This is a genomic window from Agromyces sp. Marseille-P2726 (assembly GCF_902809835.1).
Lineage (GTDB): Bacteria > Actinomycetota > Actinomycetes > Actinomycetales > Microbacteriaceae > Agromyces.
Genome location: NZ_CADDWM010000015.1, coordinates 690,042 through 716,485, shown reverse-complemented (window position 1 = coordinate 716,485; position 26,444 = coordinate 690,042). Strand labels below are relative to the sequence as shown.

Annotated in this window: 29 protein-coding genes, 1 tRNA gene and 1 other RNA gene; 22 read left to right on the top strand and 9 right to left on the bottom strand. The window is 69.3% G+C overall.

Annotated elements, in window-relative coordinates:
* Window positions 1–61 precede the first annotated feature (61 nt).
* Together HUS56_RS16010 and zwf are read left to right on the top strand one after the other, a co-directional pair.
* Window positions 62–1,945 carry a glycoside hydrolase family 15 protein gene (locus HUS56_RS16010; protein ID WP_173924388.1) on the top strand — a complete coding sequence of 628 codons (1,884 nt, stop codon included), beginning with the start codon at window positions 62–64 and terminating at the stop codon, window positions 1,943–1,945.
* On the top strand, window positions 1,942–3,399 hold the full coding sequence (gene zwf / locus HUS56_RS16005) for a glucose-6-phosphate dehydrogenase (protein ID WP_173924387.1): 1,458 nt from the start codon (window positions 1,942–1,944) through the stop codon (window positions 3,397–3,399). Before HUS56_RS16010 ends, zwf begins: the two co-directional genes overlap by 4 nt.
* A gap of 2 nt (window positions 3,400–3,401) precedes the next feature.
* Here zwf and HUS56_RS16000 read toward each other — a convergent pair whose 3' ends face one another.
* Window positions 3,402–3,587: a hypothetical protein gene (locus HUS56_RS16000; RefSeq protein ID WP_173924386.1), complete on the bottom strand. Its 186-nt coding sequence runs from the start codon at window positions 3,585–3,587 to the stop codon at window positions 3,402–3,404.
* A 221-nt stretch (window positions 3,588–3,808) separates the two neighbouring features.
* On the opposite strand from HUS56_RS16000, the gene HUS56_RS15995 reads away from it, so the two are divergent.
* From HUS56_RS15995 to HUS56_RS15965, 7 genes are all read left to right on the top strand, one after another.
* Window positions 3,809–5,041 carry a CpaF family protein gene (locus tag HUS56_RS15995; RefSeq protein ID WP_173924385.1) on the top strand — a complete coding sequence of 411 codons (1,233 nt, stop codon included), beginning with the start codon at window positions 3,809–3,811 and terminating at the stop codon, window positions 5,039–5,041.
* Window positions 5,038–5,898, top strand: coding sequence for a type II secretion system F family protein (locus tag HUS56_RS15990; protein WP_173924384.1), 861 nt, complete (start codon window positions 5,038–5,040; stop codon window positions 5,896–5,898). Before HUS56_RS15995 ends, HUS56_RS15990 begins: the two co-directional genes overlap by 4 nt.
* Complete coding sequence (locus HUS56_RS15985) at window positions 5,886–6,833, top strand: type II secretion system F family protein (protein ID WP_173924383.1); 948 nt, start codon at window positions 5,886–5,888, stop codon at window positions 6,831–6,833. The genes HUS56_RS15990 and HUS56_RS15985 overlap by 13 nt, the downstream gene beginning before the upstream one ends.
* A 57-nt stretch (window positions 6,834–6,890) precedes the next feature.
* Window positions 6,891–7,073 carry a hypothetical protein gene (locus HUS56_RS15980; protein WP_217424037.1) on the top strand — a complete coding sequence of 61 codons (183 nt, stop codon included), beginning with the start codon at window positions 6,891–6,893 and terminating at the stop codon, window positions 7,071–7,073.
* Window positions 7,074–7,141: 68 nt separating this feature from the next.
* Entirely contained in the window at window positions 7,142–7,495 is a 354-nt protein-coding gene (locus tag HUS56_RS15975) for a TadE/TadG family type IV pilus assembly protein (RefSeq protein WP_254431491.1), read from the top strand.
* The gene (locus tag HUS56_RS15970; protein WP_173924381.1) at window positions 7,470–7,967 is read left to right on the top strand and encodes a TadE family protein; all 498 of its coding nucleotides are present in this window, start codon (window positions 7,470–7,472) and stop codon (window positions 7,965–7,967) included. The genes HUS56_RS15975 and HUS56_RS15970 overlap by 26 nt, the downstream gene beginning before the upstream one ends.
* A gap of 5 nt (window positions 7,968–7,972) precedes the next feature.
* The gene (locus tag HUS56_RS15965; RefSeq protein WP_173924380.1) at window positions 7,973–8,410 is read left to right on the top strand and encodes a pilus assembly protein TadG-related protein; all 438 of its coding nucleotides are present in this window, start codon (window positions 7,973–7,975) and stop codon (window positions 8,408–8,410) included.
* On the opposite strand, the gene HUS56_RS15960 is transcribed toward HUS56_RS15965, so the two are convergent.
* Window positions 8,385–9,143: a hypothetical protein gene (locus tag HUS56_RS15960; protein ID WP_217424036.1), complete on the bottom strand. Its 759-nt coding sequence runs from the start codon at window positions 9,141–9,143 to the stop codon at window positions 8,385–8,387. The genes HUS56_RS15965 and HUS56_RS15960 overlap by 26 nt on opposite strands.
* A 121-nt stretch (window positions 9,144–9,264) precedes the next feature.
* On the opposite strand from HUS56_RS15960, the gene HUS56_RS15955 reads away from it, so the two are divergent.
* From HUS56_RS15955 to HUS56_RS15945, 3 genes are read left to right on the top strand one after another with little or no spacing between them, the layout of a single operon-like run.
* Window positions 9,265–9,663 carry a PPOX class F420-dependent oxidoreductase gene (locus HUS56_RS15955; RefSeq protein WP_173924378.1) on the top strand — a complete coding sequence of 133 codons (399 nt, stop codon included), beginning with the start codon at window positions 9,265–9,267 and terminating at the stop codon, window positions 9,661–9,663.
* A gap of 2 nt (window positions 9,664–9,665) precedes the next feature.
* The gene (locus HUS56_RS15950) at window positions 9,666–9,941 is read left to right on the top strand and encodes a hypothetical protein (protein ID WP_173924377.1); all 276 of its coding nucleotides are present in this window, start codon (window positions 9,666–9,668) and stop codon (window positions 9,939–9,941) included.
* A 12-nt stretch (window positions 9,942–9,953) separates the two neighbouring features.
* A complete protein-coding gene (locus HUS56_RS15945) occupies window positions 9,954–10,916 on the top strand; it encodes a hypothetical protein (RefSeq protein WP_173924376.1) in 963 nt (320 codons plus the stop codon).
* A gap of 10 nt (window positions 10,917–10,926) precedes the next feature.
* Here HUS56_RS15945 and HUS56_RS15940 read toward each other — a convergent pair whose 3' ends face one another.
* Complete coding sequence (locus HUS56_RS15940) at window positions 10,927–12,231, bottom strand: MFS transporter (protein WP_173924375.1); 1,305 nt, start codon at window positions 12,229–12,231, stop codon at window positions 10,927–10,929.
* 106 nt (window positions 12,232–12,337) lie between these two features.
* On the opposite strand from HUS56_RS15940, the gene prfB reads away from it, so the two are divergent.
* Window positions 12,338–13,444 carry a peptide chain release factor 2 gene (prfB, locus tag HUS56_RS15935; protein ID WP_173924374.1) on the top strand — a complete coding sequence of 369 codons (1,107 nt, stop codon included), beginning with the start codon at window positions 12,338–12,340 and terminating at the stop codon, window positions 13,442–13,444.
* Between the two features lie 49 nt (window positions 13,445–13,493).
* On the opposite strand, the gene HUS56_RS15930 is transcribed toward prfB, so the two are convergent.
* Window positions 13,494–14,243 (bottom strand): gamma-glutamyl-gamma-aminobutyrate hydrolase family protein, encoded by a 750-nt coding sequence (locus tag HUS56_RS15930; protein ID WP_173924373.1) that lies wholly within the window; start codon window positions 14,241–14,243, stop codon window positions 13,494–13,496.
* A 174-nt stretch (window positions 14,244–14,417) separates the two neighbouring features.
* On the opposite strand from HUS56_RS15930, the gene ftsE reads away from it, so the two are divergent.
* The 3 genes from ftsE (at window position 14,418) to smpB (ending at window position 17,148) form a co-directional block, all read left to right on the top strand.
* Window positions 14,418–15,644 (top strand): cell division ATP-binding protein FtsE, encoded by a 1,227-nt coding sequence (gene ftsE, locus HUS56_RS15925; RefSeq protein WP_173924372.1) that lies wholly within the window; start codon window positions 14,418–14,420, stop codon window positions 15,642–15,644.
* On the top strand, window positions 15,641–16,552 hold the full coding sequence (gene ftsX, locus HUS56_RS15920; protein WP_173924371.1) for a permease-like cell division protein FtsX: 912 nt from the start codon (window positions 15,641–15,643) through the stop codon (window positions 16,550–16,552). The genes ftsE and ftsX overlap by 4 nt, the downstream gene beginning before the upstream one ends.
* A 119-nt stretch (window positions 16,553–16,671) precedes the next feature.
* Window positions 16,672–17,148, top strand: coding sequence for an SsrA-binding protein SmpB (gene smpB / locus HUS56_RS15915; RefSeq protein WP_173924370.1), 477 nt, complete (start codon window positions 16,672–16,674; stop codon window positions 17,146–17,148).
* Between the two features lie 6 nt (window positions 17,149–17,154).
* On the opposite strand, the gene HUS56_RS15910 is transcribed toward smpB, so the two are convergent.
* Complete coding sequence (locus tag HUS56_RS15910; protein ID WP_173924369.1) at window positions 17,155–17,790, bottom strand: TetR/AcrR family transcriptional regulator; 636 nt, start codon at window positions 17,788–17,790, stop codon at window positions 17,155–17,157.
* A gap of 84 nt (window positions 17,791–17,874) precedes the next feature.
* On the opposite strand from HUS56_RS15910, the gene HUS56_RS15905 reads away from it, so the two are divergent.
* Together HUS56_RS15905 and HUS56_RS15900 are read left to right on the top strand one after the other, a co-directional pair.
* Window positions 17,875–19,146 (top strand): glycosyltransferase, encoded by a 1,272-nt coding sequence (locus HUS56_RS15905; protein WP_173924368.1) that lies wholly within the window; start codon window positions 17,875–17,877, stop codon window positions 19,144–19,146.
* Between the two features lie 62 nt (window positions 19,147–19,208).
* Window positions 19,209–19,943, top strand: a complete 735-nt coding sequence (locus HUS56_RS15900; RefSeq protein WP_173924367.1) for a tyrosine-protein phosphatase — start codon at window positions 19,209–19,211, stop codon at window positions 19,941–19,943.
* Between the two features lie 6 nt (window positions 19,944–19,949).
* Here HUS56_RS15900 and HUS56_RS15895 read toward each other — a convergent pair whose 3' ends face one another.
* Entirely contained in the window at window positions 19,950–20,621 is a 672-nt protein-coding gene (locus tag HUS56_RS15895; RefSeq protein ID WP_173924366.1) for an SIMPL domain-containing protein, read from the bottom strand.
* Between the two features lie 192 nt (window positions 20,622–20,813).
* On the opposite strand from HUS56_RS15895, the gene ssrA reads away from it, so the two are divergent.
* Window positions 20,814–21,183: a transfer-messenger RNA gene (ssrA, locus tag HUS56_RS15890) on the top strand.
* A 188-nt stretch (window positions 21,184–21,371) separates the two neighbouring features.
* On the top strand, window positions 21,372–23,042 hold the full coding sequence (locus HUS56_RS15885; protein ID WP_371808318.1) for a formate--tetrahydrofolate ligase: 1,671 nt from the start codon (window positions 21,372–21,374) through the stop codon (window positions 23,040–23,042).
* A gap of 25 nt (window positions 23,043–23,067) precedes the next feature.
* On the opposite strand, the gene HUS56_RS15880 is transcribed toward HUS56_RS15885, so the two are convergent.
* The 3 genes from HUS56_RS15880 to hisN form a co-directional block, all read right to left on the bottom strand.
* Window positions 23,068–23,580 carry a septum formation family protein gene (locus HUS56_RS15880; protein ID WP_173924364.1) on the bottom strand — a complete coding sequence of 171 codons (513 nt, stop codon included), beginning with the start codon at window positions 23,578–23,580 and terminating at the stop codon, window positions 23,068–23,070.
* Window positions 23,581–23,720: 140 nt separating this feature from the next.
* Window positions 23,721–24,644, bottom strand: a complete 924-nt coding sequence (locus tag HUS56_RS15875; protein ID WP_173924363.1) for an LLM class F420-dependent oxidoreductase — start codon at window positions 24,642–24,644, stop codon at window positions 23,721–23,723.
* A 1-nt stretch (window position 24,645) separates the two neighbouring features.
* Window positions 24,646–25,437 carry a histidinol-phosphatase gene (gene hisN / locus HUS56_RS15870; protein ID WP_173924362.1) on the bottom strand — a complete coding sequence of 264 codons (792 nt, stop codon included), beginning with the start codon at window positions 25,435–25,437 and terminating at the stop codon, window positions 24,646–24,648.
* A 227-nt stretch (window positions 25,438–25,664) separates the two neighbouring features.
* On the opposite strand from hisN, the gene HUS56_RS15865 reads away from it, so the two are divergent.
* Together HUS56_RS15865 and HUS56_RS15860 are read left to right on the top strand one after the other, a co-directional pair.
* Window positions 25,665–25,737, top strand: a tRNA-Lys gene (locus HUS56_RS15865).
* A 257-nt stretch (window positions 25,738–25,994) separates the two neighbouring features.
* Complete coding sequence (locus HUS56_RS15860; protein ID WP_173924361.1) at window positions 25,995–26,408, top strand: YkvA family protein; 414 nt, start codon at window positions 25,995–25,997, stop codon at window positions 26,406–26,408.
* The last annotated feature ends 36 nt before the right edge of the window (window positions 26,409–26,444 follow it).

Genomic DNA, 26,444 nt, shown 5'->3' with positions numbered 1-26,444 from the left:
GGGACCTACCGCGAAACGCCGTGACGTGCGACGATGCACGAGAGAACTGGGGGGCGCTCGCATGGCCGACGAATACCCGAACATCGCCGATCACGGGCTGATCGGCGACCTGCAGACCGCAGCACTCGTGGATGTGAACGGCACCATCGACTGGTTCTGTGCGCCGCGCTTCGATTCCCCGAGCATCTTCGCGTCGCTGCTCGACGCCGAACACGGCGGGTACTGCAGTATCCGGCCGACCGACGCGGAGTACGTGACGCGGCAGCTGTACCTGCCGAACACGGCGATCCTCGTCACGCGCTTCATGACCGAAGCGGGTGTGGGCGAGGTCATCGACTTCATGCCGGTGACCGACGGAGAGGCGACCGATCGGCACCGCCTGGTGCGCCTGGTGCGTGTGGTGCGTGGAACGATGAGCTTCGAGGCCGAGATCCAGCCGCGATTCGACTACGGGCGCAGGCCGCACACGATCGAGCCGGTGCCCGATGCCGGCGTGATGTTCAGGGCCGGCGACCTTGCGCTCACGGTGCACCGCGTCGGCGAGCCGGTCATCCACGGCTCGCAGCGCGCGGGGCGTATCGAGGTCGCCGGGCAGGGTCTGCGAGTCACCGGCAGCCTGAACGCCGGTGAGATCAGCGGCGTGATGCTCGAGTCGGGCGGCGTGCCGCCGACGAAGATCTCGGAGGACGAGCTGTTCGAGATGTTCCAGCAGACCCGCCGCTACTGGCGGGACTGGAACAACCGCTCGACGTATCGCGGGCGCTGGCGTGAGATGGTCGCCCGCTCGGCGATGACCCTGAAGCTCATGACCTACGCGCCATCCGGTGCCCTCGTCGCGGCTCCGACGGCCGGGCTGCCCGAGCAGGTGGGCGGTGAACGGAACTGGGACTACCGGTACACCTGGATCCGCGACGCGTCGTTCTCGGTCTACGCCCTGCTCGGCCTCGGCTACACCGAGGAGGCCGAGGCCTTCGTCCAGTGGCTGATGGACCGGATCCACGAGAGCGTCGGCACGGGCTCGGGTCCGCTGAAGATCATGTACCGGGTCGACGGATCGTCGGATCTCGTGGAGGAGACGCTGGACCACCTCACCGGGTATCGCGACTCCGCCCCGGTGCGCATCGGCAACGGCGCGGCCGACCAGCTACAGCTCGATATCTACGGGGAGGCCATGGACTCGATCCATCTCGCCGACACGCACGGGCTCCAGCTGCCGCACATCGGCTGGACCCAGATCGCCGAGATGCTCGACTGGGTCTGCGACAACTGGGACACGCCTGAGGAGGGCATCTGGGAGACGCGCGGGGGTCGACAGCACTTCACGTACGGGCGCTTCATGTGCTGGGTGGCCCTGGATCGCGGCATCCGGATCGCCAGGCTCCGAGGCAGGCCCGCGGCGATCGAGCGCTGGACCGAGACCCGCGACGCGATCTACGAGCAGATCATGGCGACGGGCTGGAACGCCGACCGCGGCGCGTTCGTGCAACACGACCGCACCGAGGTGCTGGATGCCTCGCTGCTCGTGATGCCGCTCATGGGGTTCGTGGCGCCGCGCGATCCGATGTGGCTTTCGACGCTCGACGAGATGGACACCGAGCTCGTCTCCGACAGCCTCGTCTACCGGTACAACCCGAGCGCCTCGCCCGACGGGCTGCGCGGCTCGGAGGGTACGTTCACGCTCTGCTCCTTCTGGTACGTCGACGCCTTGGCGCGCTCGGGACGTCTCGACGAGGCGCAGCTCACGTTCGAGAAGATGCTGACCTACGCCAACCACCTCGGGCTGTACGCCGAGGAGATCGGGCTCACGGGGGAACAGCTCGGTAACTTCCCGCAGGCGTTCAGCCACCTCTCGCTCATCAACGCTGCCGTGAACCTCGATTACCAGCTCGATCACGGGTCGGGTTTCGTCGATCCGGTGCTGACGAGGGGACGGCGGGCCACATGAGCACGGATGCCGCGACCACGACGGATGCCGCAGCCCGGGCGGGTATCGCGGCACAGACGGATGCCGCAGCCGGCGTCGGTGCGAACGCCGACGTGCTGGTGATCTTCGGGATCACCGGCGACCTCGCGCGCGTGATGACGTTCCGATCGCTCTACCGGCTCGAGGCGCGCGGCCTCCTGGCGTGCCCGATCGTCGGCGTGGCGTTCGACGACTGGACGATCGACCAGCTCGTCGAACGAGCGCGCACCTCGATCGTCGGCACCGGTGAATCGCTCGACGAGGCCGTCTTCGGTCGCCTCGCGTCGCGGCTCAGCTACGTGCACGGCGACTTCGCCGACGATGCGACATACGCACGCGTGGCCGCGGCCATCGGTGGGGCCAGTTCGCCGGTGTTCTACCTCGAGATCCCGCCGAGCCTCTTCGCGACGGTCGTGAAGGGCCTGGCCGGGGCGGGCCTCACCGAGCAGGGACGCGTCGTCGTCGAGAAGCCGTTCGGACGCGACCTCGCGTCGGCCCGCGAACTGGCCGCCGAGCTGCACCGGTACATCGACGAGTCGCAGCTGTTCCGCATCGACCACTACCTGGGCAAGATGGGCCTCGAGGAGATCATCTACCTGCGGTTCTCGAACACGATGCTCGAACCGGTGTGGAACCGCAACTTCGTCGACTCGGTGCAGATCACGATGGCCGAGGAGTTCGGCATCCCGGGCCGCGGGCACTTCTACGACCCGGTCGGCGCACTTCGCGACGTGGTCGTGAACCACCTGATGCAGGTGGTGGCGGCGGTGGCGATGGAGGCGCCGGCGCACGGGGATCCGGGCACGATCACCGAGATGCAGACCCTGCTGTTCCGGGCGATGGTCGACGCCGACCCGGCTCACTACGTGCGCGGACAGTTCGACGGCTACCACGACGTCGACGGTGTGGCATGCGACTCGACCACCGAGACGTTCTGCGCGCTGCGGCTCGAGATCGAGAACTGGCGCTGGTCGGGGGTGCCGTTCTTCATCCGCACCGGCAAGCTCCTGCCCGTGACCGCCACCGAGGTGCGACTCGTGTTCAAGGAGCCGCCCAGGCTCGGGTTCGGCCTGCGCGACGCGGCCAGCCGGCCCGACGAGCTCGTCATCCGGCTCGACCCGGCGACGGGCGTGCGCATCGTGCTGAATGCCAAGCGAGCGGATGCCCCGAAGCCGCGTTCCGTCGAGCTCGACATGGAGTTCGCCGCGAAGGGCGGCGAGGGGCCGACCCCGTACGAGGTGCTCCTGCTCGCCGCGGTGCGCGGCATCCGGCCCCGCTTCACCCGGCAGGACACCGTGGAGGCGGCCTGGCGCGTGATGCAGCCGATCATCGACGACCCGGGCCCGGTGCACCCGTATGCTCCCGGCACGTGGGGGCCACCCGAGGCCGACGCGCTCGTCGCCGACCACGGCGGATGGCGCCGACCCTGGCTCTGACGTCAGAAGCTGTGGCTCGTGGCGACGCTCTCGTCGGCTCGATCCGGTCCGCTGGCGCTCATCGGAAAGGTCCCGACACCGAGGACGACGATGACGGCCGTCAGGAATGCCAACAGCAGCCCGGCGGCGGCTCGATCGGTGAGCTGATCGGCGACGTTCGCGACGTGCCCTTCCGTACTCGCACCCACGGTCTTCTCCTTCCGATCGCGTTGACCCCCGGCCGTGCCCACGGTACTGGGTACTCGCCCGCCCAGCGTCGGGGTTGACGCCGCAGATCCCGTCGAGTAGCCGGGAGCAGCCGATACCGGCGCCCGGTCCGGTCGTTCGGCCGGCGATCACCCCGGAGAGCCCCGTGCGCGGCTGTGGATAAGTTCCGGGCTCCGCACCCGGGAGACCGCAGGATGGACCCATGACCGACCCCGTGCGCACGATCGCCGACCGCGTGCGCACGAGGGTTCTGCGCGAGGGCATCGACCTCTCGGGCGACAGCGGCGTCGCAGCGAGATACGCGAACGAGGAGGTGCGTCGGTACAGCGAGCGCGCGCTCGCCGGCGCCCATGCCCAACTCCGAGACGAGCACAGCACCGCGCGCGACGTGGTCGCGGCCATCACCGGGTACGGGCCGCTGCAGCCGTTCTTCGACGATCCGCATGTCGAGGAGATCTGGATCAATGGGCCGACCCGGGTCTTCGTGGCGCGAGACGGTGTGCCCGAGCTCACGACCGTCGTACTCTCCGACCGTGAGGTGCGTGAGCTCGTCGAGCGGATGCTGCAGCACTCGGGTCGGCGCGTCGACCTCTCGTCGCCCTTCGTCGACGCGTCGCTGCCCGACGGGTCGCGCCTGCATGTGGTGATTCCCGATGTCACGCGCGCGCACTGGGCGGTGAACATCCGCAAGTTCCAGCGGCGCATCCGGGCGCTGCCACAGCTCGTCGAACTCGGTTCCCTCACTCATCAGGCATCGGAGTTCCTGCGCATGGCCGTGCTCGCCGGCGCCAACATCCTCGTATCGGGGGCCACCCACACGGGCAAGACCACGATGCTGAATGCCCTGATGTCGGCGGCTCGCGACGAGGATCGCGTCGTCACCGTCGAGGAGACGTTCGAACTCGACCTCGACGTGCGCGATCTCGTGGCGATGCAATGCCGACAGCCGAGCCTCGAGGGCACCGGCGAGATCACGTTGCGGCGGCTCATCAAGGAGGCGCTCCGCATGCGGCCCGACCGGCTGATCGTCGGCGAGGTGCGCGAGGCCGAGAGCCTCGACCTGCTGATCGCGCTCAATTCGGGGCTTCCCGGCATGTGCACCATCCACGCGAACTCCGCCCGCGACGCGCTGGTGAAGCTGTGCACGCTCCCGCTCCTGGCCGGGCGCAACATCGACTCGTCATTCGTAGTGCCGACGGTCGCGAGCTGCGTCGACCTCGTCGTGCATCTCGAGATCGACCGCGCGGGCACCCGCAGGGTCGCCGAGATCGCCGCCACCACCGGTTCGACGACGGATGGCGCGGTCGACCTCGAGGTGATCTTCGTGAGACGCGCAGCCACGCTCGAGCCGACCGGCGTGCGGCCGACGCGCCTCGAGAAGTACGCAGCAGCCGGCCTCGACCCCGAGCTCGTCCTCGCACCGGAGGCCGCATGAGCATCGTCCTCGGTGGCGCCTTCGGGCTCGGCCTGATGCTCGTCGTCTCCCCACTGCTCTGGCCCGGTACACGAGGTGTCCGCACCTCGCCGCCCCTGTTCCAACGGGTTCGCGACGAGCTCGCCCTCGCCGGGCTCGGCAACGTACCGGTGCCCGTCATCGTCGTCGTGAGCGCGGTGCTGGCCGTCCTCGGCGGAGCGCTGGCACAGGCGACGCTCGGAATCGCCGCGCTGACCCTCATCGGTTCGGTACTCGGTGGCGCGGTCGTTCCCGTGCTCGTGAAGGCCCGCTCGACCCGTCGCCGTGCGGCGAATCGTGCGGTCTGGCCCGACGTCGTCGACCACCTCGTGGCGTCGGTCCGCTCCGGAATGGCGCTTCCAGACAGTGTCGGTGCGTTGGCCGAACTCGGCCCGGCCGCGACACGCGGTGCGTTCGCTGCTTTCGACGCGGACTACCGACGCACCGGCAACTTCTCGGTCAGCCTCGACCGATTGAAGGAGGAACTCGCCGACCCCGTGGCCGACCGCATCCTCGAGACGCTCCGCATGGCGCGAGAGGTCGGCGGCAGCGATCTGACGGCGGTACTCCGCGGTCTCGCGGGGTACCTTCGCGAAGACGCAGCGCTCCGCGCGGAGGTGGTCGCCCGCCAGTCCTGGATCCGCAATGCCGCGCGTCTCGGCGTCGCAGCCCCGTGGCTCCTCCTCCTGGTGCTCGCATCCCGTCACGAGACGCTCGCGGCCTATGACTCGGCGGCAGGCACCGTGCTCATCGTGGTCGGCGCCGTCGTGACGGTCGTCGCCTACCGCACCATGATCACCCTCGGCCGACTGCCAGAGGAGCGCCGATGGTTCCGTTGAGCGCCACTGTTCCCGTCGCGGTCATCCTGGGCGTCACGCTCGGGCTGGGGCTGTGGTTGGTTCTCGCCGCGGTTCCCAGGATCGGGCGACCCCGCCTGGTGGAACGCGTCGCGCCGTACGTCGCCGATCTCTCCGCCGAGGCCCGGTCCATGCTCGCGCGCCGCCCGGCCGACCCGTCACCGGTGCTCGGCCTCGCCATGGCACCACTGGCGGGAGCGGTTCGCAAGATGGTCTTCGACTGGCTCGGCGGACACGAGGTGATCGCGAGGCGCCTTCGGCAGGCGGGATCGTCGTCGACCGTCGAACGGTTCCGCGGCGAGCAGCTCGCGTGGGCGGCAGCCGCAGGGGTGATCGCCGCGGCATCAGCACTGACCGTGCCCACGTTCGTCGCCCTTCCGACCATGGTGCGCTTCGCAATGCCGCTCATCGCGGCGGCGATCGGCGCCGCCCTGTGCGACTGGATCCTGCAACGGCGCGCGCGTCGTCGGCTCGCTCGCATCTCGGCCGAGCTCCCGACGGTCCTGGAGTTCCTCACGCTGAGCCTCACCGCCGGCGAGGGAATGCTCGACGCGATCCGCCGGGTGGCGAACGCCGGTTCCGGAGTGCTTCCTCGGGAATTCGCAGGCGTCGTCGCTGCGGTTGGCACCGGTGTGCCGTTCGGCCGTGCCCTCGTGGAGCTCCGCGACGGACTCGACCATCCCGCCCTTTCTCGAGCAATCGACCAGGTGCTCGGTGCGCTCGAGCGTGGAGCACCACTCGCATCCGTACTCAGGGCTCAGGCCGGAGACGCCCGCGAGGAAGCGAAGCGCACGATCATCGAGCTCGCCGGGCGCAAAGAGATCGCCATGCTGGTGCCGTTGATCTTCCTGATCCTGCCGGTCACGGTCGCCTTCGCGCTGTTTCCCGGATACCTGGTGCTGCAGGCGGGATTCTGATGGCCGCACGACGACGGCGATGCACCGAGAGGTGCTCCGACGAGAGGAATGCAAGGGATGCGAGGAGTTCGGGTGCGAACACGATTCGGCCAGCGGCTGCGCGACGAGCGTGGCGACGTTCCGGGCTGGGTGCTCATCACGCTCATGACGGCAGGGTTGGTGATCCTGATCTGGGGGCTGGCCGGCCCGGCGTTGAGCGGCGTGTTCGACCAGGCGATCAGCCGCGTGCTGGGATTCTGAATCTCGTTCCGATCGGGGCGGGTGCGCGGTCGGTCGTAGCCCGGCTTCGCGACGAACGCGGCTCCGCCGTGGCGGAGTTCACGCTCGTCGGCATCCTGCTCACGGTGCTCGCGCTCGCGGTGGTGCAACTCGCCCTCGCCCTTCACGTGCGGAACACGTTGCTCGATGCGGCGGCCGAGGGCGCTCGGCACGCGGCCCTCGCAGGATCGTCGGCCGCCGACGGCGTGGCGCGCACCGTCGATCTGATCGGCGCCGCCGTCTCATCGGAGTACGCACGAGATGTGAGCTCGAGCGTCTCGACCGTCGGCGGCCGCCCGACCATCGAGGTGACCGTGCGCGCGACGCTTCCCGTCATCGGACTGCTCGGCGTCGAACGCGGACTGGAGGTCACGGGCCATGCCGTGGTCGAGACGGTCGGTTGATCGATCATGCGCCGCGTGGCGTAGCGCGGCGACATCCCTCGCTGAGGCCGAACGTGGGTCGGCGTCGCTGGAGTTCCTCACCGTCGGCATCGTGCTGCTCGTGCCCCTCGTCTATCTCGTGCTCGCGGTCGCTGCGATCCAGGCGGGCGCGCTCGGTGTGGAGGGCGCGGCCCGGCACGCTGCGCGGATCGCCGTGCTTGCTGCCGATGACGAGGCGTCGGATGCCGCCATCGACCGGGCGGTGCGCACGACGTTCGCCGACTACGGGATCGACGAGACCACGGCATCCGTGATCGTCGAATGCGACCGTGCCGACTGCCACGCCCGGGGCACCCGCATCGTCGTCACCGTGCGCGCGCAGGTTCAGCTGCCCCTGGTACCCGACTTCCTCGCGCTCACCGCCGCCGGAAGCGTGCCGGTCGAGGCGAAGGCGACCCAGACCGTCTCGCGCTTCGCGGGGAGCGCACCGTGAGTCGGATGACTCGACGACATGCCGCCGACGACGACGGTTCGACGCTCCTGCTGACCATCTTCTACTGCTTCCTCGGACTCTCACTGGTCTTGGTCGTGGTCTCGGCGACGACGCTCTACCTCGAACGGAAGCGCCTGCTCAACGTCGCCGATGGCGCGGCACTCGCCGCCGCCGAGGCGTGGAGCCTCGATTCCGTCCGCGTCGACGGCGACCGGCTCGACATCGCACTCGACGACGGCGAGGTACGCGGCGCAGCCATGGCCTACCTGGCGGCCGCGGTCACCGAGCTCGACGACGTACGACTCGTGGACGCGGCATCCGACGACGGACGAAGTGCCACCGTCACGCTGCGCACGACCTGGGAGGCGCCGATCCACACCGATCTGCTCCCAGTCGTGGTGCCGATCGAGGTCACCGTCACGGCGCGGTCGGTGTTCCACTGACCCCGGCCGAAGGCCGGCCGTGCGGTTCGTCCGGCGTCGGGTAGTGCGGAGCGAGGGTGGCCCGAATGTCGGCCAGCGACCGGTGCCAGTAGACGTAGAGCAGCACGAGCGTCACCAGGAACGCGAGCGAGGCGAGCGACCATGCCACGACGCCTCCGCCTGCCGCACCGGCGAGCCCACCGCAGCCGCCGGCCACCACCGCCGTGACCACGCCGACGATGCCCTGCGTCTGCACGGTGAGGTGCAGCAGCCGGAGCCTCGGCGGTCTTCCTCGCATGCCGGTCCCGATGCTGCGGTAGAGCGCCGTCTCGTCGTCGCTGACGGGCAGCACGAGATACGGGCCGGCGGCGGGCGCCGCCTCCTGCATGAACCGACGGATCCGATTCATGCCGGTCACGTAGACCATCGACTCCCGCTGCACCTCAACGAGCCGAACGAAGGTCGCGATCCCCAGGAACAGCACGAGCAACAGCACCAGGAACGCCACGACGAGTGCCGTGGTCGAGTCGAGGCCGCCGACCGAGGCGAACCCGAACGCCACACCGGCGGCCGAGAGCACTCCGAGGAACAGGCTGGTTCGGGTCAGCGAGGCCGACCAGGCGGCGCTCAGCGCCGACATCAGCACCGTGTACTCCGTCGTGAGCACCTGTCGAGCGCGCTCCAGGTCCTCGGGTGTCGACGCGCTGCGCCGGCGAGGGAGGGGGCGGGGGAGCGGGCGGATTCGTCGCGTCACTCGGTGGTGCGGCATCCGGTTCGGGCGAACTCATGCGCTCACCATACGTCGCGCGGCCACCCCGGGAACGGCGACGGGCGCACGGCCCGCGACGACCTCGGCCGTGCGGTTGACTGGAGGCATGACCTCCGAGCTCACCGACCACTTCCGCCGAATCCTCTCCGCGCCCGTCTTCGGCCACCTCGCCACCATGCGACGCCACGGCGCGATCCAGGTGAATCCGATGTGGTTCGAGTTCGACGAGGCATCCGGCACCATCCGCTTCACCCACACGTCCAAGCGCCGCAAGTTCAAGAACCTGCAGGACGATCCGCGGATGACGCTCGAGGCGCTCGATCCCGAGAACCCGCTGCGCTACGTCGAGGTGCGCGGCCGACTCGTCGAGGTGATCCCCGACCCCGAAGGCGCGTTCTACGTGCATCTCGGGCGCCGGTACGGCAACGCCGAGCAGCAGGCACCCGCCGACAAGGCCGACCGGGTCATCCTCGTGATGCAGATCGAGAAGATCGCGGGGCGTTGACGGTGAGCACCGACCGGTTCGGCAGCGCGTCGCCGCGTCGCACGTCGCTGCTCGCGATCATCGGCCTGATCCTCGCCGTCGGCGCGTTCTTCCTCCCCGCTGTCGGCGCCATCGTGCTCGGTGCTGCCGCGGTCGTGCTCGGCGTGCTCGCGCGGCGCAAGCTGAAGCAGGACCCGAGCACCGGCCCATCGTGGGTGTCGCTCACCGCCATCGTCATCGGCGCGTTCGTCGCCCTGAGTCAGGCGGTGCTGCTCGGAGCGTTCCTCTTCAGGAGGTGAACGAGCCGCGCCATGATGGAACCCATGGCGACCGACGCGCTCACCGCTGTGGCCGACGAGCTCTACGACCTCGTGCCCGACGAGTTCACGGCGGCGCGCAACGCCCGCGCCAAGGCGGCGAAGGACGACGACCGCGAACTGTCCGACCGCATCACGCAGCTGAAGAAGCCCTCCCCGGCCGCCTGGATCGTGAACCGCCTCGTGCGCGAGCACGCCGCGCAGGTCGACGAGCTGTTCGACCTCGGCGCGGAACTGCGGGAGGCGCAGGCGCACGGCGACGGCCGGGCGCTCACGACCCTCGGCTCGCAGCGCCGCAAGCTGGTGTCGGCGCTGCTCGCCCTCGCGACCGAGCTGGCGGATGCCGCCGACCGCTCGCCCTCGCGCGCCGTGCTCGACGAGGTCGAGCAGACCCTGATCGCCGGTACCGTCGACGAGGCCGCCGAGGCCGCGGTGCGTTCCGGCCGCCTCGTTCGGAGCCTCCAGGCCGTCGGGTTCGAGGAGGTCGACCTCGACGGGGCGGTGGCGGGCGAGGCATCCGTTGCGGGCCCCACGAAGCGGCGACCGGCCGCGCGCGGCAAGGCGTCGGGGAAGAAGCCGGCTGCGCGTAAGGGCGAGAGCGACGAAGATCGCGAAGCGGCTGAGCGCGCCGCAGAGAAGGAGCGGGATGCCGCGGCGCGGGCTGCTCGCGAGCAGGCGGAGGCCGACCTGCGCGACGCACGAGACCGTGCCGAGGCGGCCGATCGTGCACTCGCCGAGGCGGAGGACCTGCTGCACGCCGCCGAGTGGAACGCCGACGAGCTTCGCGACGAACGCCACGACCTCGAGGCGCGCCTGAAGGAGCTTCGCACCGAGATCGCCGCCGCCGAGCGCGACGAGCGTGACGCCGAGCGGGTACGCGCGAAGGCGGCCGTCGCCGTCGATCGCGCCCGCGATGACGTCGAGGCCGCCGAAGCCGCCCTCGATCGGCTCGGCTGAGCCGCTGGAATCATGCCGGCGGTGCAGACGCAGGCCCGGGCCGTCGCGGACGCCGCGGCCGCGGCGGCACGAACCGGGGCACGTAGCGCCACAGGATTCCGGCGCCGACGAACGCAAGCACGCCCATCGCACCCGTAGCGACCATGATGGACAGGGCAGAGGTCAGTCCGGCGATGATGAGCGGCGCCGCCGCGCCGCCGGCATCGGCGATCGTGCGGAACGCGCCGAGGAACGGCGCCGGATTCGCCTTCGGTGCGAGGTCGGCGCCGAGCGTGAGGATGACGCCGCTCGTCAGGCCGTTCGCCAGGCCGAACACCACCGCGACCGCCGTGAACCAGATCTCGTTCCCGGGCACGTCGTGCGTGAACGCGAGCACCAGGTGCCCGGCGCCGAGGCCGACCAGTCCCGGAATCGCGCCCCAGAGTCGGCCGAACCGGTCCATGACCTGACCGCTCACGTAGAACAGCGCGAAGTCGATCGCCGCCGACAGGCCGATGACGAGCGCCGCCGCTTCGGGGGCCATCCCGATCGACACCGCCCACAGCGGCAGGATCACGGTGCGGCTCGCGCGGATCGCGGCGAGCACCCCGACTCCGCTGCCGACGCGCAGCAGCACAGCGCGATGGCGCACGATCGCCCGGAACACGCCGTGCGACGCGGCATCCGCCTCGGCCTCACCGACGGTGCGCGCGCCATCGCTGACGGATGCCGCTCGTGCGAGCCGCGCGGCCCCGAACACCCGTTCGGGGTCGGGCAACAGCAGCAGCACGGCGACGACGGCGAAGCACGACGCGACGAGCATCCAGAACACGACCTCGGACGAGCCCGTCCACGCGATCAGCGCCGCGGCGGCGAACGGACCGAGAGCCCAGCCGCCTCGGAACACTCCGCCGAGCGTCGACAGCGCGCGGGCGCGAACGCGCACCGGCACGTAGCTCGTGAGGAACGCGTGGCGAGCGAGCCCGAACACCGCCGTCGCGAGCCCGAGCAGGAGCACGCCGACGCCGAGTGCGAGCAGGGTCACCGACACGAGGGCGATGAGGATGCCCACGACCGCGAGCATGGCCGCGCCGATCATCGCGTTCCGCTCGCCGATGCGCGCGACGAGTGCCCCGGCAGGGAGGTCGCCGATGAGCTGGCCGACCATGAGCATTGCCGCGATGAGACCCGCGATCGCGAGCGACGCGCCCCGGTCGGTCGCGACGATGGGGATGACCGGGATCATGGCCCCTTCGCCGAGTGAGAAGAGGAACGTCGGCAGGTACGCCGGGAGGATGATCGAACGCCAGGTGAATGCAGGCGTCGCGTCGGTCATCACGTCGAAACTACACCGACGTGGCGGTCACCCTGACACCGGGCGCCAGCCGCCGGGTGCTTCACCGGCCCTGCGGCGGATGCTGCGCGACTAGGCTGGGGAGGCCATGTTGGATCTTGATCTCTCGCAGGACATCGCGTCGCTGCGCTCCACCTTCCGCGACATCCGTGCCGTCGTCGACGTCGACGCCCTCGAGGCCGAGATCGCCCGGCTCTCAGAGCTTGCCGGTGCCCCCGACCTGTGGGACGACCCCGAGAACGCGCAGAAGGTGACCAGTGCGCTGAGCCACCGGCAGTCCGAACTCGCCCGGGTCAAGAGCATCGACGCCCGCCTCGACGACCTCGAGGTGCTCGTCGAGCTCGCCCAGGAGGCCGGCGACGAGGAGACCGCCGCCGAGGCACGGAATGAGCTCGCTGCACTGCAGAAGACCATCGGCGACCTCGAGGTGCAGACGCTCCTCGACGGCGAGTGGGACGACCGCCCGGCCGTCGTGACGATCCGCGCAGGCGCGGGCGGTGTCGACGCCGCCGACTTCGCCGAGATGCTCATGCGCATGTACCTGCGTTGGGCCGAGAAGCACGGCCACAGCGCCACGGTCATGGACACGAGCTACGCCGAGGAGGCGGGCATCAAGTCGGCCACCTTCGAGATCGACGCGCCGTACGCGTTCGGAACGCTGAGCGTCGAGGCCGGCACGCATCGCCTGGTACGCATGAGCCCGTTCGGTGCGGCGGGCAAGCGGCAGACGAGCTTCGCGGCCGTCGAGGTCATCCCGCTCATGGAGGAGGCGCAGGAGGTCGACATCCCCGAGAGCGACATCCGGGTCGACGTCTTCCGTTCGTCGGGCCCCGGTGGGCAGTCGGTCAACACGACCGACTCCGCCGTGCGCATCACGCACCTGCCCACCGGCATCGTCGTCTCGATGCAGAACGAGAAGTCGCAGATCCAGAACCGAGCCGCTGCGATGCGTGTGCTGCAGTCACGCCTGCTTCTGCTGCAGAAGGAGCAGGAGGCCGCGCAGAAGAAGGAGCTCGCCGGCAACATCACCGCGAGCTGGGGCGACCAGATGCGCTCCTACGTGCTCGCGCCCTACCAGATGGTGAAAGACCTGCGCACCGAGTACGAGGTCGGCAACCCGAGTCAAGTGTTCGACGGCGACCTCGACGGGTTCATCGCCGCCGGCATCAAGTGGCGCAAGCAGAAGCACGACTAGGTGAGGTCAGCACCGCCGAGACCGGCTTGGGGCTGGCCTCAGTTCCGCCCTACGACACCATCGCGTACTTCGCGCGCGACCGCGTACGCGCGGCCGCGATGAACGCCCGGATGAGTGCGATGCCCTCGGGATCGAGGCGTTCTTCGGGATGCCACTGCACCCCGAGGCAGAACGCGCCATCCGTCGCCTCGATCGCCTCGATGACCCCGTCGGGCGCGTTCGCCGACGCGATGAGGCCCTCGCCGAGCCGGTCGACGCCCTGGTGGTGATGCGAGGAGATGTCGAACTCGAGCTCGTGCGTGATGCCGCTGAGCAGCGTGCCAGGGGCGATCGAGACCGGGTGGGAGGTGTGTGTGCCGTACACGTCGCGGTGCGGGGTGAGGTCGAGCCGGTCGCCGAGGTGTTGCTCGAGCGTGCCCCCGAGGGCGACGTTGATGACCTGCATTCCCCGACACGCGCCGAGCACCGGCATCCCACGGTCGCGTGCGAGCCGGGTGAGGGCGATCTCGAGCTCATCACGCACCCGCAGCGGCGGGTCGTTCGACGGGTGCGCCTCGCTCCCGTAGAGCGCGGCGTCGAGGTCGCGCCCGCCGGGAAGGAACAGTCCGTCGACGAGGTCGAGCAGCCGTGCGAGGTCGTCCAGGTGCACGTCGATGCTGGGAAACAGCAACGGCGCCCCGCCCGCCTCCTCGATCGCCGCGACATACGCGTGCGGAATCCCGTCGGTCGGGATGTCGACCCAGGCGCCCGAACTCGCGGACTTGCGATCGGCCACGATACCGATGAAGGGAACGGTCATCACGCCTCCTCCGGTCGTGGTCGCTCCGAGATCCAACTTACGGATGCCGCGCGCTTCGCGCACGTGTTTCGCGCCGCGTCGCGGGATCCCGCCAGCCAGGGGCGCTCGCCCAACCTGAGAGTTGGGCGAGTCGCAGGCGACGATCGGCGGCAGGCTGCTTAGGCTCGATCCGAAATGATCCGATTCGACTCCGTCACCAAGACCTACCCCGGTCAGTCCCGGCCCGCCCTTCACGACATCGATGTCGAGATCCTCCGCGGCGAGTTCGTGTTCCTGGTGGGCGCCTCCGGATCCGGCAAGTCGAGCTTCCTCCGGCTGATCCTGAAGGAGGAGAAGCCGAGCACGGGCAAGATCCACGTGCTCGGACAGGACCTCGGGCGCATCTCGAGCCGCAAGGTGCCGTACTTCCGGCGCGACCTCGGAGTCGTCTTCCAGGACTTCCGCCTCCTGCCCAACAAGAACGCGTACGAGAACGTGGCGTTCACGCTGCGGGTGATCGGCAAGTCCCGCGGATTCATCCAGTCAGCGGTCCCCGAGACCCTGCGGCTCGTCGGCCTCGACGGCAAGGGCAAGCGGATGCCGCATGAGCTCTCGGGCGGCGAACAGCAGCGGGTCGCCATCGCGCGGGCCATCGTGAACAAGCCGCAGATCCTGCTCGCCGACGAGCCCACCGGCAACCTCGATCCCGTCACGAGTGCCGGCATCATGACCCTCCTCGAACGCATCAACGCCGGTGGCACGACCGTCGTCATGGCCACGCACGAGGCGGGCATCGTCGACGAGATGCAGCGCCGCGTGATCGAGCTCTCTGCCGGCGAGGTGGTGCGTGACGAGCGCGGGTCGGGGTACGGCGCGGCGCTCGACGACGCCGGGGTCGACGAGCCCGAGCCGGGTGAGATGTCCGAGCCGGTCGCGGGGGTGTCCGGCGAGGCCGAACCCGCAGCCGAGGAGATCCCGTCCGATGGTGTCGCGGCCGTGATCGCCGACGCCGCGTCGTCGCCCGCCGGTGCGACCGTCGCGGCCGCGTCGACGACGGCAGCAGCGGCGAAGCGCGGCCCCGAGTCGGGCGGCACCACGCCGGCGAAGCCCCGCAAGAAGCCCGCGGCGGCGCCGAAGGTCGGCAAGAAGTTGATGGAGGAGAAGCAACCGCTGTACGTCGAGCCCGAGGAACGCGACGAGGTGACGGATGCCGCGGCCGCCATCACCGCGGCAGCGACCGCGTCGGTGCCCGTCATGCCCGACGGCGCGGCGGCAGGGCACAGCGGGGACGACGCGACGGCCGCGGGCCGGCACGAGGGTGCGGCATCCGAACACCTCACCCTCGCACAGCGACTGGGACTCCGAGCCCCGAGCGGGCCACGTGAGGGCGACGACGACCAGGAAGTGGGTCCGACGAAATGAGACTCGGGCTGGTGCTCGCCGAGGCGGCGAATGGGCTGCGTCGCAACGCCTCGATGGTCGTGTCCGTCGTGCTGGTGACGTTCATCTCGCTGACGTTCGTCGGCACCGCCGCGCTGATGCAGCTCCAGATCGCCCAGATGAAGAACTACTGGTACGACCGCGCCCAGGTCGCCGTCTACCTCTGCACCACCGTGTCGACCGCGGCCGGCTGCACCGACGGCGAGGCGACCGAGGAGCAGAAGGCCGCCGTCGAGACGCAGCTCTCCTCCGACACGCTGGAGCCGTTCATCGACGAGTTCTACTTCGAGGATCACCAGCAGGCGTACGAGAACTTCCAGGAGCAGTTCGAGGGCACGCCCGCCGCCGAGTACGTCACACCCGAGGTGCTGAACGAGACGTTCTGGGTCAACCTGGTCGATCCGTCGCAGGCCGCGGTGCTCGTCGAGAGCCTCGCCGGGCTCGCCGGCGTCGAACAGGTCGTCGACCAACGCCGGTACCTCGACCAGATCTTCGACGTGCTGAACGCGGCGAGCTACACCGCCATCGCCATCGCCGCCATCATGCTCGTCGCAGCGGCCCTGCTCATCGCGACGACGATCCGCCTGTCGGCATTCTCTCGACGACGCGAGCTCGGCATCATGCGCCTCGTCGGGGCATCCAACCGGTTCATCCAGACGCCGTTCGTGCTCGAGGGCGTGTTCGCCGGATTGCTCGGGTCGCTCCTCGCGGCTGCGGCCGTCGTGGCCATCGTGCAGTTCTTCGTGCAGGGATACCTCGCCGAGAGCCTGTCGTTCACGTTCGTCGACCTCGGCGACGCGCTCATCGTGGCCCCGCTGCTCCTCGCCGTGGGCGTGCTGCTCGCCGCGATCTCCGCGGGCATCGCCATCACCCGCTACCTGAAGGTCTGAGTGCCTGCTGCCCGCTGCCGCTCCCGGGCCACCCGGGCGGGCTCTGTGAGCTAGACTGAACGGCTGCTCCGGATGCCCCGGGGCATCCGTCATCGCCACGAGAACGCAAGGAGCGAGCCGTGCCCAAGGAACGCGGTCAGAAGGTCGTCGCGACCAACCGCAAGGCGCGGCACGACTACCTCATCGAGGACACCTATGAGGCGGGCCTCGTGCTGACGGGCACCGAGGTGAAGTCGCTGCGTGAGGGGCGTGCGTCGCTCGTCGACGGGTACGCGTTCGTCGACGGCGGCGAGATGTGGCTCGATGCCGTGCACATCCCCGAGTACACCGAGGGAACGTGGAACAACCACGCTCCGAGGCGCAAGCGCAAGCTGCTGCTGCACAAGCAGGAGATCGTGAAGATCAGCCACAAGACCAAGGAGGGCGGCTACACCATCGTCCCCCTGCAGATCTACTTCGTCGACGGTCGCGCCAAGGTCGAGATCGCGGTCGCAAAGGGCAAGCGCGAGTACGACAAGCGCCAGGCGCTGCGCGAGCGGCAGGACAAGCGCGAGGCCGATCGCGCGATCGCGAGCCGCCGGCACCTCGGCGAGTGAGCGCATTCAGCTCGGGAAGAGCAGGTCGCGCAAGGACGCCTCGAGCCAGCGTCGGTAGCGGTCGTCATCGACACCGGTGACCACGATCCGGGAATAGGTGTCGGCGAGCGTGAGCAGCCAGACGGTCGTCGCGAGGTCGTCTCGGTCGGCCGATGAGGTGATCCACCCCTGACGGTCGAGCCAGGCGATGAACTCGACCCAGGCGCTGCGCACGGTTCGCTGCTGGGCGGCCCAGCTTTCCGCGATCTCGGGATCGTCTGCCGCCGCGGAGGCGAAGGCACGGAAGATGCCGGCCGCCTGCGCGTTCAGGCGCGCGATGATCGAGCTCATGCCCGTGAGCCAGCTCTCGGCGTCGTGCACGTCGACGCCCATCGCTTCGGAACTGGTCGTGATGTCGCCCAGGTCGAGATGCTCGGTCGTGCCGAAGGTGGCCAGCACGGTCGCCTCCTCGAGCAGCAGGCGCTTCGGGCCGATCGTGCGAACGGTCTCAGTGGAGACGCCCGCGACCTCCGCGATACGGGCGACCGAAGTGGCGCCGTAGCCGTCGCGCGAGAAGAGCTCCAGCGCGGCCTCGATGACCCGCTGTCTCGTCGCGGCGGCTTGTCGGCGGCGGAGGGTGGAGTCGTAGGGGCGAGAGGTCACGAAGAATGCTCACTTCTCTATTGACTGGTGCGCTATACAGGTGAATACTACTCTATACAGATCAAATATTCATCGGGGGTCATCATGCCATCGGCCATCGTCTGCAGTGTTCCGGCATACGGCCACGTACGGCCGATGCTCGCCGTCGCCTCGGCCCTCCGAGATCGAGGATGGCGCGTTCGATTCGTGACCGGCATCCCGTTCGCCGACGACGTCCGCAAGATCGGCGTTGAGTTCGTGCCGCTCACCCCCGAGTACGACACCGTGCTCACCCCGCCCGAGAACGGCCGGGCCAGCCTCAATCACACACGCCACGTGTTCTTCGGTGCGGTGCCGGCGCAGGTGCGGCTGCTTCGCGGGCTGCTCGCCGAAGAGCCGGCCGACGCCGTCGTGAACGAACTCGCCTTCATCGGCACCCGAGTGCTGCTGAGCGACCCGCCTGAGCGTCGCCCGATCGTCGTCTCCTGCTCGGTGTTCCCCCTCATGCTCAGCGGCCCCGACACCGCGCCGTTCGGCCCGGGGCTGCCGCCGGCCACAACCGCCGCCCGTCGAGGCCGGTATCGGTTGCTCACCGCCTTCACGAAGCACGTCGCACTTCGACCCATACACCGATCTGCCGAGAAGCTCCTCGCCTCGATCGGAGCGCCCGGTCTCGACGGGCGGCTGTTCATGGACGCGATCGCCGACGCCGACCTTCTCGCCCAGTTCTCGGTCACGAGCTTCGAGTATCCGAGGCCCGACGCGCCGGCGAGCCTGCGGTTCTTCGGACCGCCGGCACCCTCGCTGCCGTCGCTCGCGCCGTTGCCCGACTGGTGGGATCGGCTCGACGAGCGCCCGGTGGTCCATGTGACCCAGGGCACCAGCTTCAACGACGACTTCGAGCGCCTGGTCGCCCCGACCTTGCGGGCGCTCGCCGACCGTCCCGTGCAGGTGGTCGTCGCGACCGCCGGGCGACCGCTCGACGAGCTTCCGGCGCTCCCGCCGAACGCGTTCGCCGCCGAGTACCTGCCCTACGACCGCCTCTTCGAACGCACAGCGGTGCTCGTGACCAACGGCGGGTTCGGAACGGTCAATGAGGCACTCGGCTACGGCGTGCCGATCGTGGTCGGATCCGGCTTCGGCGATCAGGTCGAAACCGCTGCGAGGGTGGCGTGGTCGGGGGTGGGGATCGACTTGGGCAGGCGGATTCCCGAGGAGCGGCGAATCGCCGTCGCCGTCGATCGCATCCTCGCCGACCCGTCGTACCGCCAAGCAGCGCAGCGCATCGGCCGCGAGATCCGGGCTTCGGAGGGCGCGGCCGGCGTCGCGAGATGGCTCGAGGAACGGATCGCCGAGCGCGAGCCGGCGCCGGCCTGAGGACACCAAGACTCGGTAGCCTCCCAGCCGGGCGGTCGGCGGACGCCGGTAGGCTCGTCGCGATGAAGACCTCGACCCGCATCCCGGTTCCGGGCACGTACAACTTCCGCGACGTCGGCGGTCTTCCGGCGCTCACGGGGCGGGTGCGCGAGGGCGTGCTCTTCCGCTCCGACGGATTGCACCGGCTCGGCGAGGCGGGGCGTGCCGAGCTGCGCCGGCTGGGCGTCGGCCGGGTCATCGACCTTCGCGACGACAACGAGGCGTCCCTCATGCCCGACGACCTCGACGGACTCGATGTCGAGGTGCTGCGCCTTCCGGTGTTCGAGGGGGGCGGTGCGTCGCAGGGTGCCCGCGGCATCTCGCTCGATGCGCTCTACCACCGCATCGTCACGCAGCACACGTCGGTCGTCGTGGGCGCGCTGCGCGAGATCGCCGGCGCCCGCGACCAGTCCGTCGTCGTGCACTGCACCGCGGGGAAAGACCGAACGGGCGTCGTCGTGGCGCTCGCGCTGAGCGCGGTCGGGGTGCACCGCGACGCCGTGGTCGAAGACTATGCGCGCACCGAGGCGAATCTCGCCGGCGAGTGGCTCGAGGGCATGGTCGAGCTCGTGGGCCGCTACGGCGTACCCGATTCCCCCGAGCTCCGCGTGCTCATGGGCGGCAGTCCGCCAGAGGCCATCGAGGGCGTGCTCGACGACGTCGAGCGCACCTACGGATCGACCCGCGACTACCTCTTGGCGGCCGGGCTCGAGCTCTCCGATCTCGCGGCGCTCGAACGCCTGCTGATCGCCGACTGATCCGGCTCAGGCGGCCTCGGCGGTGAAGCGGGCGTCAACGGATGCCTCGATCACGAGCTGCGCGGGCGCGAACTCGGCCGTCGGGGTTCCGCCGCCGCCGACCTCTGCGGCCGTGCGCATCATCAGCATCTTCGGGGCGCCCCCCGGAAGCGGCTGCACGCTCAGCAGGCCGTGGTCGGCGAGCTCGATCGGCGTCGGCACCCCGAGTCCGAGGGCCGATGCGTAGATGCGCGCCTTCGTGAGCGCGTCGGCGACGGCCCCGCGCTGCGCCGCCTCCTGCACCGTTCGCCGCGTGGCATCCGTCAACCGCCAGTCGACCCCGTTGACCGAGAGCTCGGGCACTCCCGCGGCCTCACCGAGCCAGTCACCGAGCCGTGCGAGATCCTTGAAGATCACCTCGACCTCGGCGCTTGCCTGATGCACGAGTGGCAGCTGCCGGCCCTCGCTGTTCCACGGCCGGTACGACCACACGCGCAGCTGCCCGGCCGACCAGGTGTCGAGCGCTCCGGATGCCTCCAGCCCGCGCACCTCGTTGAGGAGTCGCTCGTGCGCGACCGTGGTGCGCGTGAACACCTCATCGCGGGTCGCGCCCTGCGCGCCGACCGAGAGCGTGACGGCTCCGAGCTCGGGATCGATGCGCTCCTCGGCGCGGCCGGTGACGGCGATGGTGGTCGGCATGTGCACAGCATACGGCGTGCCCTCGCGGCATCCGTGTCGGTGCCCACGCGGCATCCGCGTGCAGGGAATGACGGGGGCAGGTCGTATGTTGTAGTCTGTGATGCCGCGCCCACCTTGGTGGTGCGCGGGTTGGAAACTCCACAGCGTGCGACAACGGCCCGCCAGGCTGACTCGATCAGCGCGGCGAATCACGGGGATGATCGGTTTCGACATCGCCTGCGAAACCACGAGAAGCGGGCCGAGGATGCAGGGTTATCTCGTTAACGATCTCTGCGAAACAATAACTGCCAATAAGAAGCAGTCTGACTTCGCCCTCGCTGCCTAAGCGAGCCCGATAGTCCGTCAGCCCGGGTCCGTTCCCGCCCCGGTCGCTGGCGTCATCTAGGGAACTTGCTGCACGTCGTCGCCTGAGCGACGTGCGGGACTTTCTTCAGGCTGGGCCTGTCGACTTGGGTGCCTGTGGCAAAGGTCGGGGCCGAGCAGAACGCTTGCACAGGCTGCGCCCGGAGAAGGCGTGGAATCACAGCGATGGACGGGGGTTCAATTCCCCCCATCTCCACAATGCCGTCGGAGCACCGCCTCCGGCAGTCGAGCCGTTGTCGCACGTCGTGGCCCGAAGGCCCGGAATCATGCGGAAGCTGCTGCGTGATGCCGGGCCTTCGACATTGCGGGTTCTCGCGTGCGGTCGATAGCGTGGCGAGCAGTCTCTCGGTGACGCGTTGCCCGTCGCGTACGACAGAAGGAGTGGGATTGGACGACCTCGCATTCGCCCGTGCCGCGGAACTGCGGCCCATTCAGCAGGTCGCCGAGCAGGTCGGCATCCCTCCCGAAGCGATCGAACCGTACGGCCGGCACATCGCGAAGGTCGACGTCACGAAGTTGACTTCGGGTGGACGTGGCAGGCTCGTGCTCGTCAGCGGGATGAGCCCCACGCCCGCCGGCGAGGGAAAGACGACGATGTCGATCGGACTCGCCGACGCACTCGCCCGGGCCGGACGCCGCACGATCGTCGCGCTCCGCGAGCCCTCGATCGGGCCGATGCTGGGCATGAAGGGCACCGGCGCAGGCGGCGGTCTGTCGCAGGTGCTGCCCATGGAGGACATCAACCTGCACTTCACGGGAGACTTCCACGCGATCACGACCGCGAACAACACGCTCGTCGCGCTCATCGACAACCACCTGCACCACGGCAACCCGCTGGGCATCGACCCGCGCCGCGTGACGTTCCGCCGTGTGCTCGACGTCAATGACCGAGCGCTCCGAAGCATCGTGATCGGGCTCGGTGGGCCGACCGAGGGCGTGCCGCGCGAGGCCGGGTTCGACATCACGGCGGCATCCGAGATCATGGCCGTGCTGTGCCTCGCCACCGATCTGGCCGACCTCAAGCGCCGCCTCGCGGCCATCACGGTCGGGTTCACGTACGACAAGCAGCCCGTCACGGCCGGTGACCTCAACGCCGAGGGCGCGCTCACAGCCCTGTTGGTGCATGCGGTGAAGCCGAACCTCGTGCAGACCGTTGCGGGTACGGCGGCGTTCGTGCACGGCGGCCCCTTCGGCAACATCGCCCATGGCTGCAGTTCGGTGATCGCCACCAGTGCTGCTCGCTCGATCGCCGACGTCGTGGTCACGGAGGCGGGGTTCGGTACCGACCTCGGAATGGAGAAGTACCTCCACATCACGACCCGCGTGGCCGACACGGTGCCCGACGCGGTGGTCGTCGTGGCGACCCTGCGGGCACTCAAGATGCACGGCGGTGTCGCGCTCGCCGACATCGAGCGTCCCGATCCCGACGCGGTCGAGGCCGGTCTGCCCAACCTCGAACGGCACGTCGAGAACGTGCGCGCCTTCGGACTCGAGCCGGTCGTCGCGATCAACACCTTCCCGACTGACACCGACGAGGAGCGTGAGCGCGTGCTCGCCTGGGCTCGCAGCGCCGGTGTTCCGGCGGCGGTGGCCGACATCTGGGCCCGAGGTGGTGGGGGAGACGGCGGTGACGAGCTCGCGGCGGCCGTGCTCGAAGTGATCGACCGGTCGACATCGTCGATGTCGTTCGCGCCCCTCAATGACCACGCGGCGACGATCGAGCAGCAGATCCGCACCATCACGCGCCGGATCTACGGCGCAGAGGACGTCGAATTCACACCGGCGGCATGGCGCAGGATGGCGGAGATCGAACGGAACGGCTGGACCGACCTGCCCGTCTGCATGGCGAAGACGCAGTACTCGTTCTCGGATGACGCGACGAGGCTCGGCGTGCCAGAGGGCTTCACCATCCGAGTCCGTGATCTCGTGCCACGCACGGGTGCCGGATTCGTCGTCGCGCTCACGGGCACCATCATGACGATGCCCGGACTGCCGAGGGTGCCCGCGAGCGAGCGATTCGACGTCGACGACGAGGGGCGCATCGTCGGGCTGTCATAGCCGGCGGGACCAACGACGCGAAGGGTCAGTACCCTGCTCCGGCGAGCGAGCCCGTCACGTCGCCGGCCGGATCGTAGATCGTGCACGACACGATGCGGTCGTCGAGGTGCTCCCAGGAGTCCGCCGTGGGCACGTACCATCCGATGTCGAGGGCTGACGACTCGTAGGCCAGGCCCACGAACGCGTCGAACTCGGCGAGGCACCCGTCTTGCGCGGCTGTCGCGACCGCCTCGTCGCCAGGAAACTCGCCCTCGTCGAGCTGGAAGTCGTGGAAGATCTCGTCGCTGTGCGGTTCGCCGCATGGCACCACCGGAACGGCGTCCACCTCCGTTCCCTCCACCATGGTCAGGCAGTCGCCGACGCGCAGCGCGAACACGTCGGCCTGTCCTTCCTCGACGACCTCCTGGGTGACCTCGTCGCGCTGCGGCTCGGGAGCGGACAGCAGGCTGCCCAGCGCGCTGCATCCGGTGAGGGGCAGTGCTGCGGCCAGTGCGGCAGCAGCGACGAGCAGGCGGGCGTGGGAGCGGAGTGCGGGCATGCGGAACCTTCCGAGAGGGGGTGTCGGGATGCTGCGGATGCCGGAGCGGCATGCGGCGGCGTCAGCCTATCGGCTGCGCGACACGCCGTGCGATGGGGACTGCGCCCCATCGCCGAAGTTGCTCCGGCCAGTGCCCAGGGTCAGCGGATGTGGGGAAGCACCTCGGCCGCGATGAGCTCGAGGTGTTCGAGGTCGCGAAGGTCGATGAGCTGCAGGTAGACCCGGTCTGCGCCGAGCTCACGCAGGCGGAGGATCTTCTCGATCGCGGAATCCGGTGTTCCCGCGATGCTCACTTCGGCGAACGTGTCGGGGTCGGCCCCGATCGCCTCGAGGCGACGCAGATAGGTGGCGTCGTCGGATGCCACGACCGTCGTCAGTGCGACCGAACGACGCAGGTCGGAGGGGTCACGGTCCATTGCGTCGCAGGCTCGCCGGACGCCGTCGAAGGTGCGCGCAACCGTGTCCTCGGAGCGGAAGCCGATGTTGAACTCGGACGCGAAGCGCGCCGCGATCTCGGGCGTGCGCTTCGGGCCGGCGCCGCCGACGATGATCGGCACCTCGGGATGCAACGGTTTGGGGAGGGCTGGGGCGCCGTCGAGCGAGTAGTGCTCGCCGTGGTAGTCGAAGTGCTCCCCGATCGGGGTCGACCAGAGCCCGGTGATGACCTCGAGCTGTTCCTCGAGGATCCCGAACCGCTTCGCAGGGAACGGGATGCCGTAGGCGGCGTGCTCCTCGGCGAACCACCCCGTGCCGAGGCCGAGCTCGACACGGCCCTCCGACATCGCGTCGACCTGCGCGACCTGGATCGCGAGCAGCGAGGGGTGGCGGAACGTGACCGACGAGACCAGCGTGCCGATCCGGATGCGCGATGTCTCGCGTGCGAGCCCCGCGAGGGTGGTCCAGGCATCCGTCGGTCCCGGAAATGGATCGCCGGCGCCCATGCGCAGGAAGTGGTCGGATCGGAACCATCCGTCGAATCCGAGACGTTCGGTGGCGTTGGCCTGGGCGAGCTGGTCGTCGTAGCTCGCACCCTGCTGCGGCTCGGTGAAGATGCAGACCTCCACCTCAGCGCTCCCCGTCGAGGGCGGCGAGCACAGCGTCGTGCAGGCGACCGTTCGTGGCCAGCGAGCTGCCGTGCCAGGGGCCCGGCTCCCCGTCGACCGAGGTGAACCGGCCGCCGGCCTCCTCGACGATCGGGATGAGTGCTGCCAGGTCGTACGGCTTCACGTCGAACTCGGCGGTGATGTCGATGAGGCCCTCAGCGAGCAGCATGTACGACCAGAGGTCGCCGTACGCGCGGTCGCGCCACACACGCTCGGACAGTTGCAGCAGGCGATCCAGGTATCCCGCGCCCCGCCATTGCGCGAGGCTCTGGAAGCTCAGCGAGGCATCCGCGAGGTCGGCGACCTGCGAGACCGAGATACGCCGGGGTTCACCGCTCGCGTCATCCGTCCATGCCCCACCGCCGGCGGCCGCCCACCACCGACGACCCATTGCCGGCGATGATGCGACGCCCACCACCGGGATGCCATCGACCGCGAGCGCGATGAGGGTGCCCCACACGGGGACGCCGCGGAGGAAGTTGGAGGTGCCGTCGATCGGGTCGATGATCCACTGGCGCGTGCTGTCGCCGGCGGTGCCGAATTCCTCACCGAGGATGCCGTCGTCCGGTCGCGACTGCGCCAGACGATCGCGGATCGCCCGCTCGACCGTCAGGTCGGCCTCGGTCACGGGTGTGCGGTCGGGCTTCGTGTGCACCTCGAGGTCGACGGCACGGAAGCGCGCGAGCGACGCGGCATCCGCGAGATCGGCGAGTTCGATGGCGAGGCTGAGGTCTTCGTCGTACGCGGAAGTCACCGATTCAGGCTATCGCCGCACGGTCAGCCGGGCTCGAGGGCGACGATGATCGCGCCACGACCATTTGCGGGCCGACGACCTCATGCACGCGTCCTCCACCGCGCAACCGGTCGTGGCGGCGGACGCATCACCCATGTCCGACTCGATTGGGAATCGATTCGCGCTGGCAGTCGTTCTCCTGCTAACGTGGTCCCTCGGTTCAGGTTGTCGAAGACACCGCGAATCGCGCACCTCTAGCTCAATCGGCAGAGCAACTGACTCTTAATCAGTGGGTTCAGGGTTCAAGTCCCTGGGGGTGCACCCAGTACGAGTGGTCTCCCAGATGGGTTGCATCTCCACGCGTCGTGCATAGTTGGCGCTCCTCCTCGGCGCTGGAGCGCGAAGCGCCGGGCCCCGGGCTCGTCGAGATCCTCGTCGCCTGTCCACCCGGAGGTGAAGGCGTGAGAGGCGGTCGTCGACGAGCTCGAAGATCGCCAATGCTGTCTTGGAGCGCTGGGCAGGGGCTCAGTCTTCAGCACACTGACGCGCTTATCATTCCTCGGGGAAGGAGGGTGGCCGTGCAGGATTGGCTCGTCGTAGTGCTGAGTGTTGTCGGTGGGGTGCTTCTCCTCTGGGTCACTCTCGTCCTGCTGCTATGGATGCAACAGCGAGACCTCGGGGAGAAGATCGAATGGCGTGACATCCTTCGGCTCATGCCTGACGTCGTCCGGCTAGTAAAGCGCCTTGCATCTGACCCGTCCGTGCCGCCAGCCCCTCGCATCTGGCTGTTCGTCCTCCTCGCGTATCTCGTGATACCGGTCGACTTGATCCCTGACTTCATACCGGTGCTCGGGTACGCCGACGACGCGATCATCGTGGCGATCGTTCTGCGATTCGCAGTGAGGCACGCGGGCATGGCAGCAATTGAACGACACTGGCCGGGAACGAACGTCGGTCTGCGTAGCCTTCTGGCCCTCACGGGTGCGAAGTAGCGTCCTCTCGCGCAGTGGGGTTCGGGGCTTTTCGTG

Excerpts from the sequence above, each read along its gene's own strand:
- HUS56_RS16010 (WP_173924388.1), top strand. The coding sequence starts at position 62 with ATGGCCGACGAATACCCGAACATCGCCGATCACGGGCTGATCGGCGAC.
- zwf (WP_173924387.1), top strand. The coding sequence starts at position 1,942 with ATGAGCACGGATGCCGCGACCACGACGGATGCCGCAGCCCGGGCGGGT.
- HUS56_RS15995 (WP_173924385.1), top strand. The coding sequence starts at position 3,809 with ATGACCGACCCCGTGCGCACGATCGCCGACCGCGTGCGCACGAGGGTT.
- HUS56_RS15990 (WP_173924384.1), top strand. The coding sequence starts at position 5,038 with ATGAGCATCGTCCTCGGTGGCGCCTTCGGGCTCGGCCTGATGCTCGTC.
- HUS56_RS15985 (WP_173924383.1), top strand. The coding sequence starts at position 5,886 with ATGGTTCCGTTGAGCGCCACTGTTCCCGTCGCGGTCATCCTGGGCGTC.
- HUS56_RS15980 (WP_217424037.1), top strand. The coding sequence starts at position 6,891 with ATGCGAGGAGTTCGGGTGCGAACACGATTCGGCCAGCGGCTGCGCGAC.
- HUS56_RS15970 (WP_173924381.1), top strand. The coding sequence starts at position 7,470 with ATGCCGTGGTCGAGACGGTCGGTTGATCGATCATGCGCCGCGTGGCGT.
- HUS56_RS15965 (WP_173924380.1), top strand. The coding sequence starts at position 7,973 with ATGACTCGACGACATGCCGCCGACGACGACGGTTCGACGCTCCTGCTG.
- HUS56_RS15955 (WP_173924378.1), top strand. The coding sequence starts at position 9,265 with ATGACCTCCGAGCTCACCGACCACTTCCGCCGAATCCTCTCCGCGCCC.
- HUS56_RS15945 (WP_173924376.1), top strand. The coding sequence starts at position 9,954 with ATGATGGAACCCATGGCGACCGACGCGCTCACCGCTGTGGCCGACGAG.
- HUS56_RS15940 (WP_173924375.1), bottom strand. The coding sequence starts at position 12,231 with ATGACCGACGCGACGCCTGCATTCACCTGGCGTTCGATCATCCTCCCG.
- prfB (WP_173924374.1), top strand. The coding sequence starts at position 12,338 with ATGTTGGATCTTGATCTCTCGCAGGACATCGCGTCGCTGCGCTCCACC.
- HUS56_RS15930 (WP_173924373.1), bottom strand. The coding sequence starts at position 14,243 with ATGACCGTTCCCTTCATCGGTATCGTGGCCGATCGCAAGTCCGCGAGT.
- ftsE (WP_173924372.1), top strand. The coding sequence starts at position 14,418 with ATGATCCGATTCGACTCCGTCACCAAGACCTACCCCGGTCAGTCCCGG.
- ftsX (WP_173924371.1), top strand. The coding sequence starts at position 15,641 with ATGAGACTCGGGCTGGTGCTCGCCGAGGCGGCGAATGGGCTGCGTCGC.
- HUS56_RS15905 (WP_173924368.1), top strand. The coding sequence starts at position 17,875 with ATGCCATCGGCCATCGTCTGCAGTGTTCCGGCATACGGCCACGTACGG.
- HUS56_RS15900 (WP_173924367.1), top strand. The coding sequence starts at position 19,209 with ATGAAGACCTCGACCCGCATCCCGGTTCCGGGCACGTACAACTTCCGC.
- HUS56_RS15895 (WP_173924366.1), bottom strand. The coding sequence starts at position 20,621 with ATGCCGACCACCATCGCCGTCACCGGCCGCGCCGAGGAGCGCATCGAT.
- HUS56_RS15880 (WP_173924364.1), bottom strand. The coding sequence starts at position 23,580 with ATGCCCGCACTCCGCTCCCACGCCCGCCTGCTCGTCGCTGCTGCCGCA.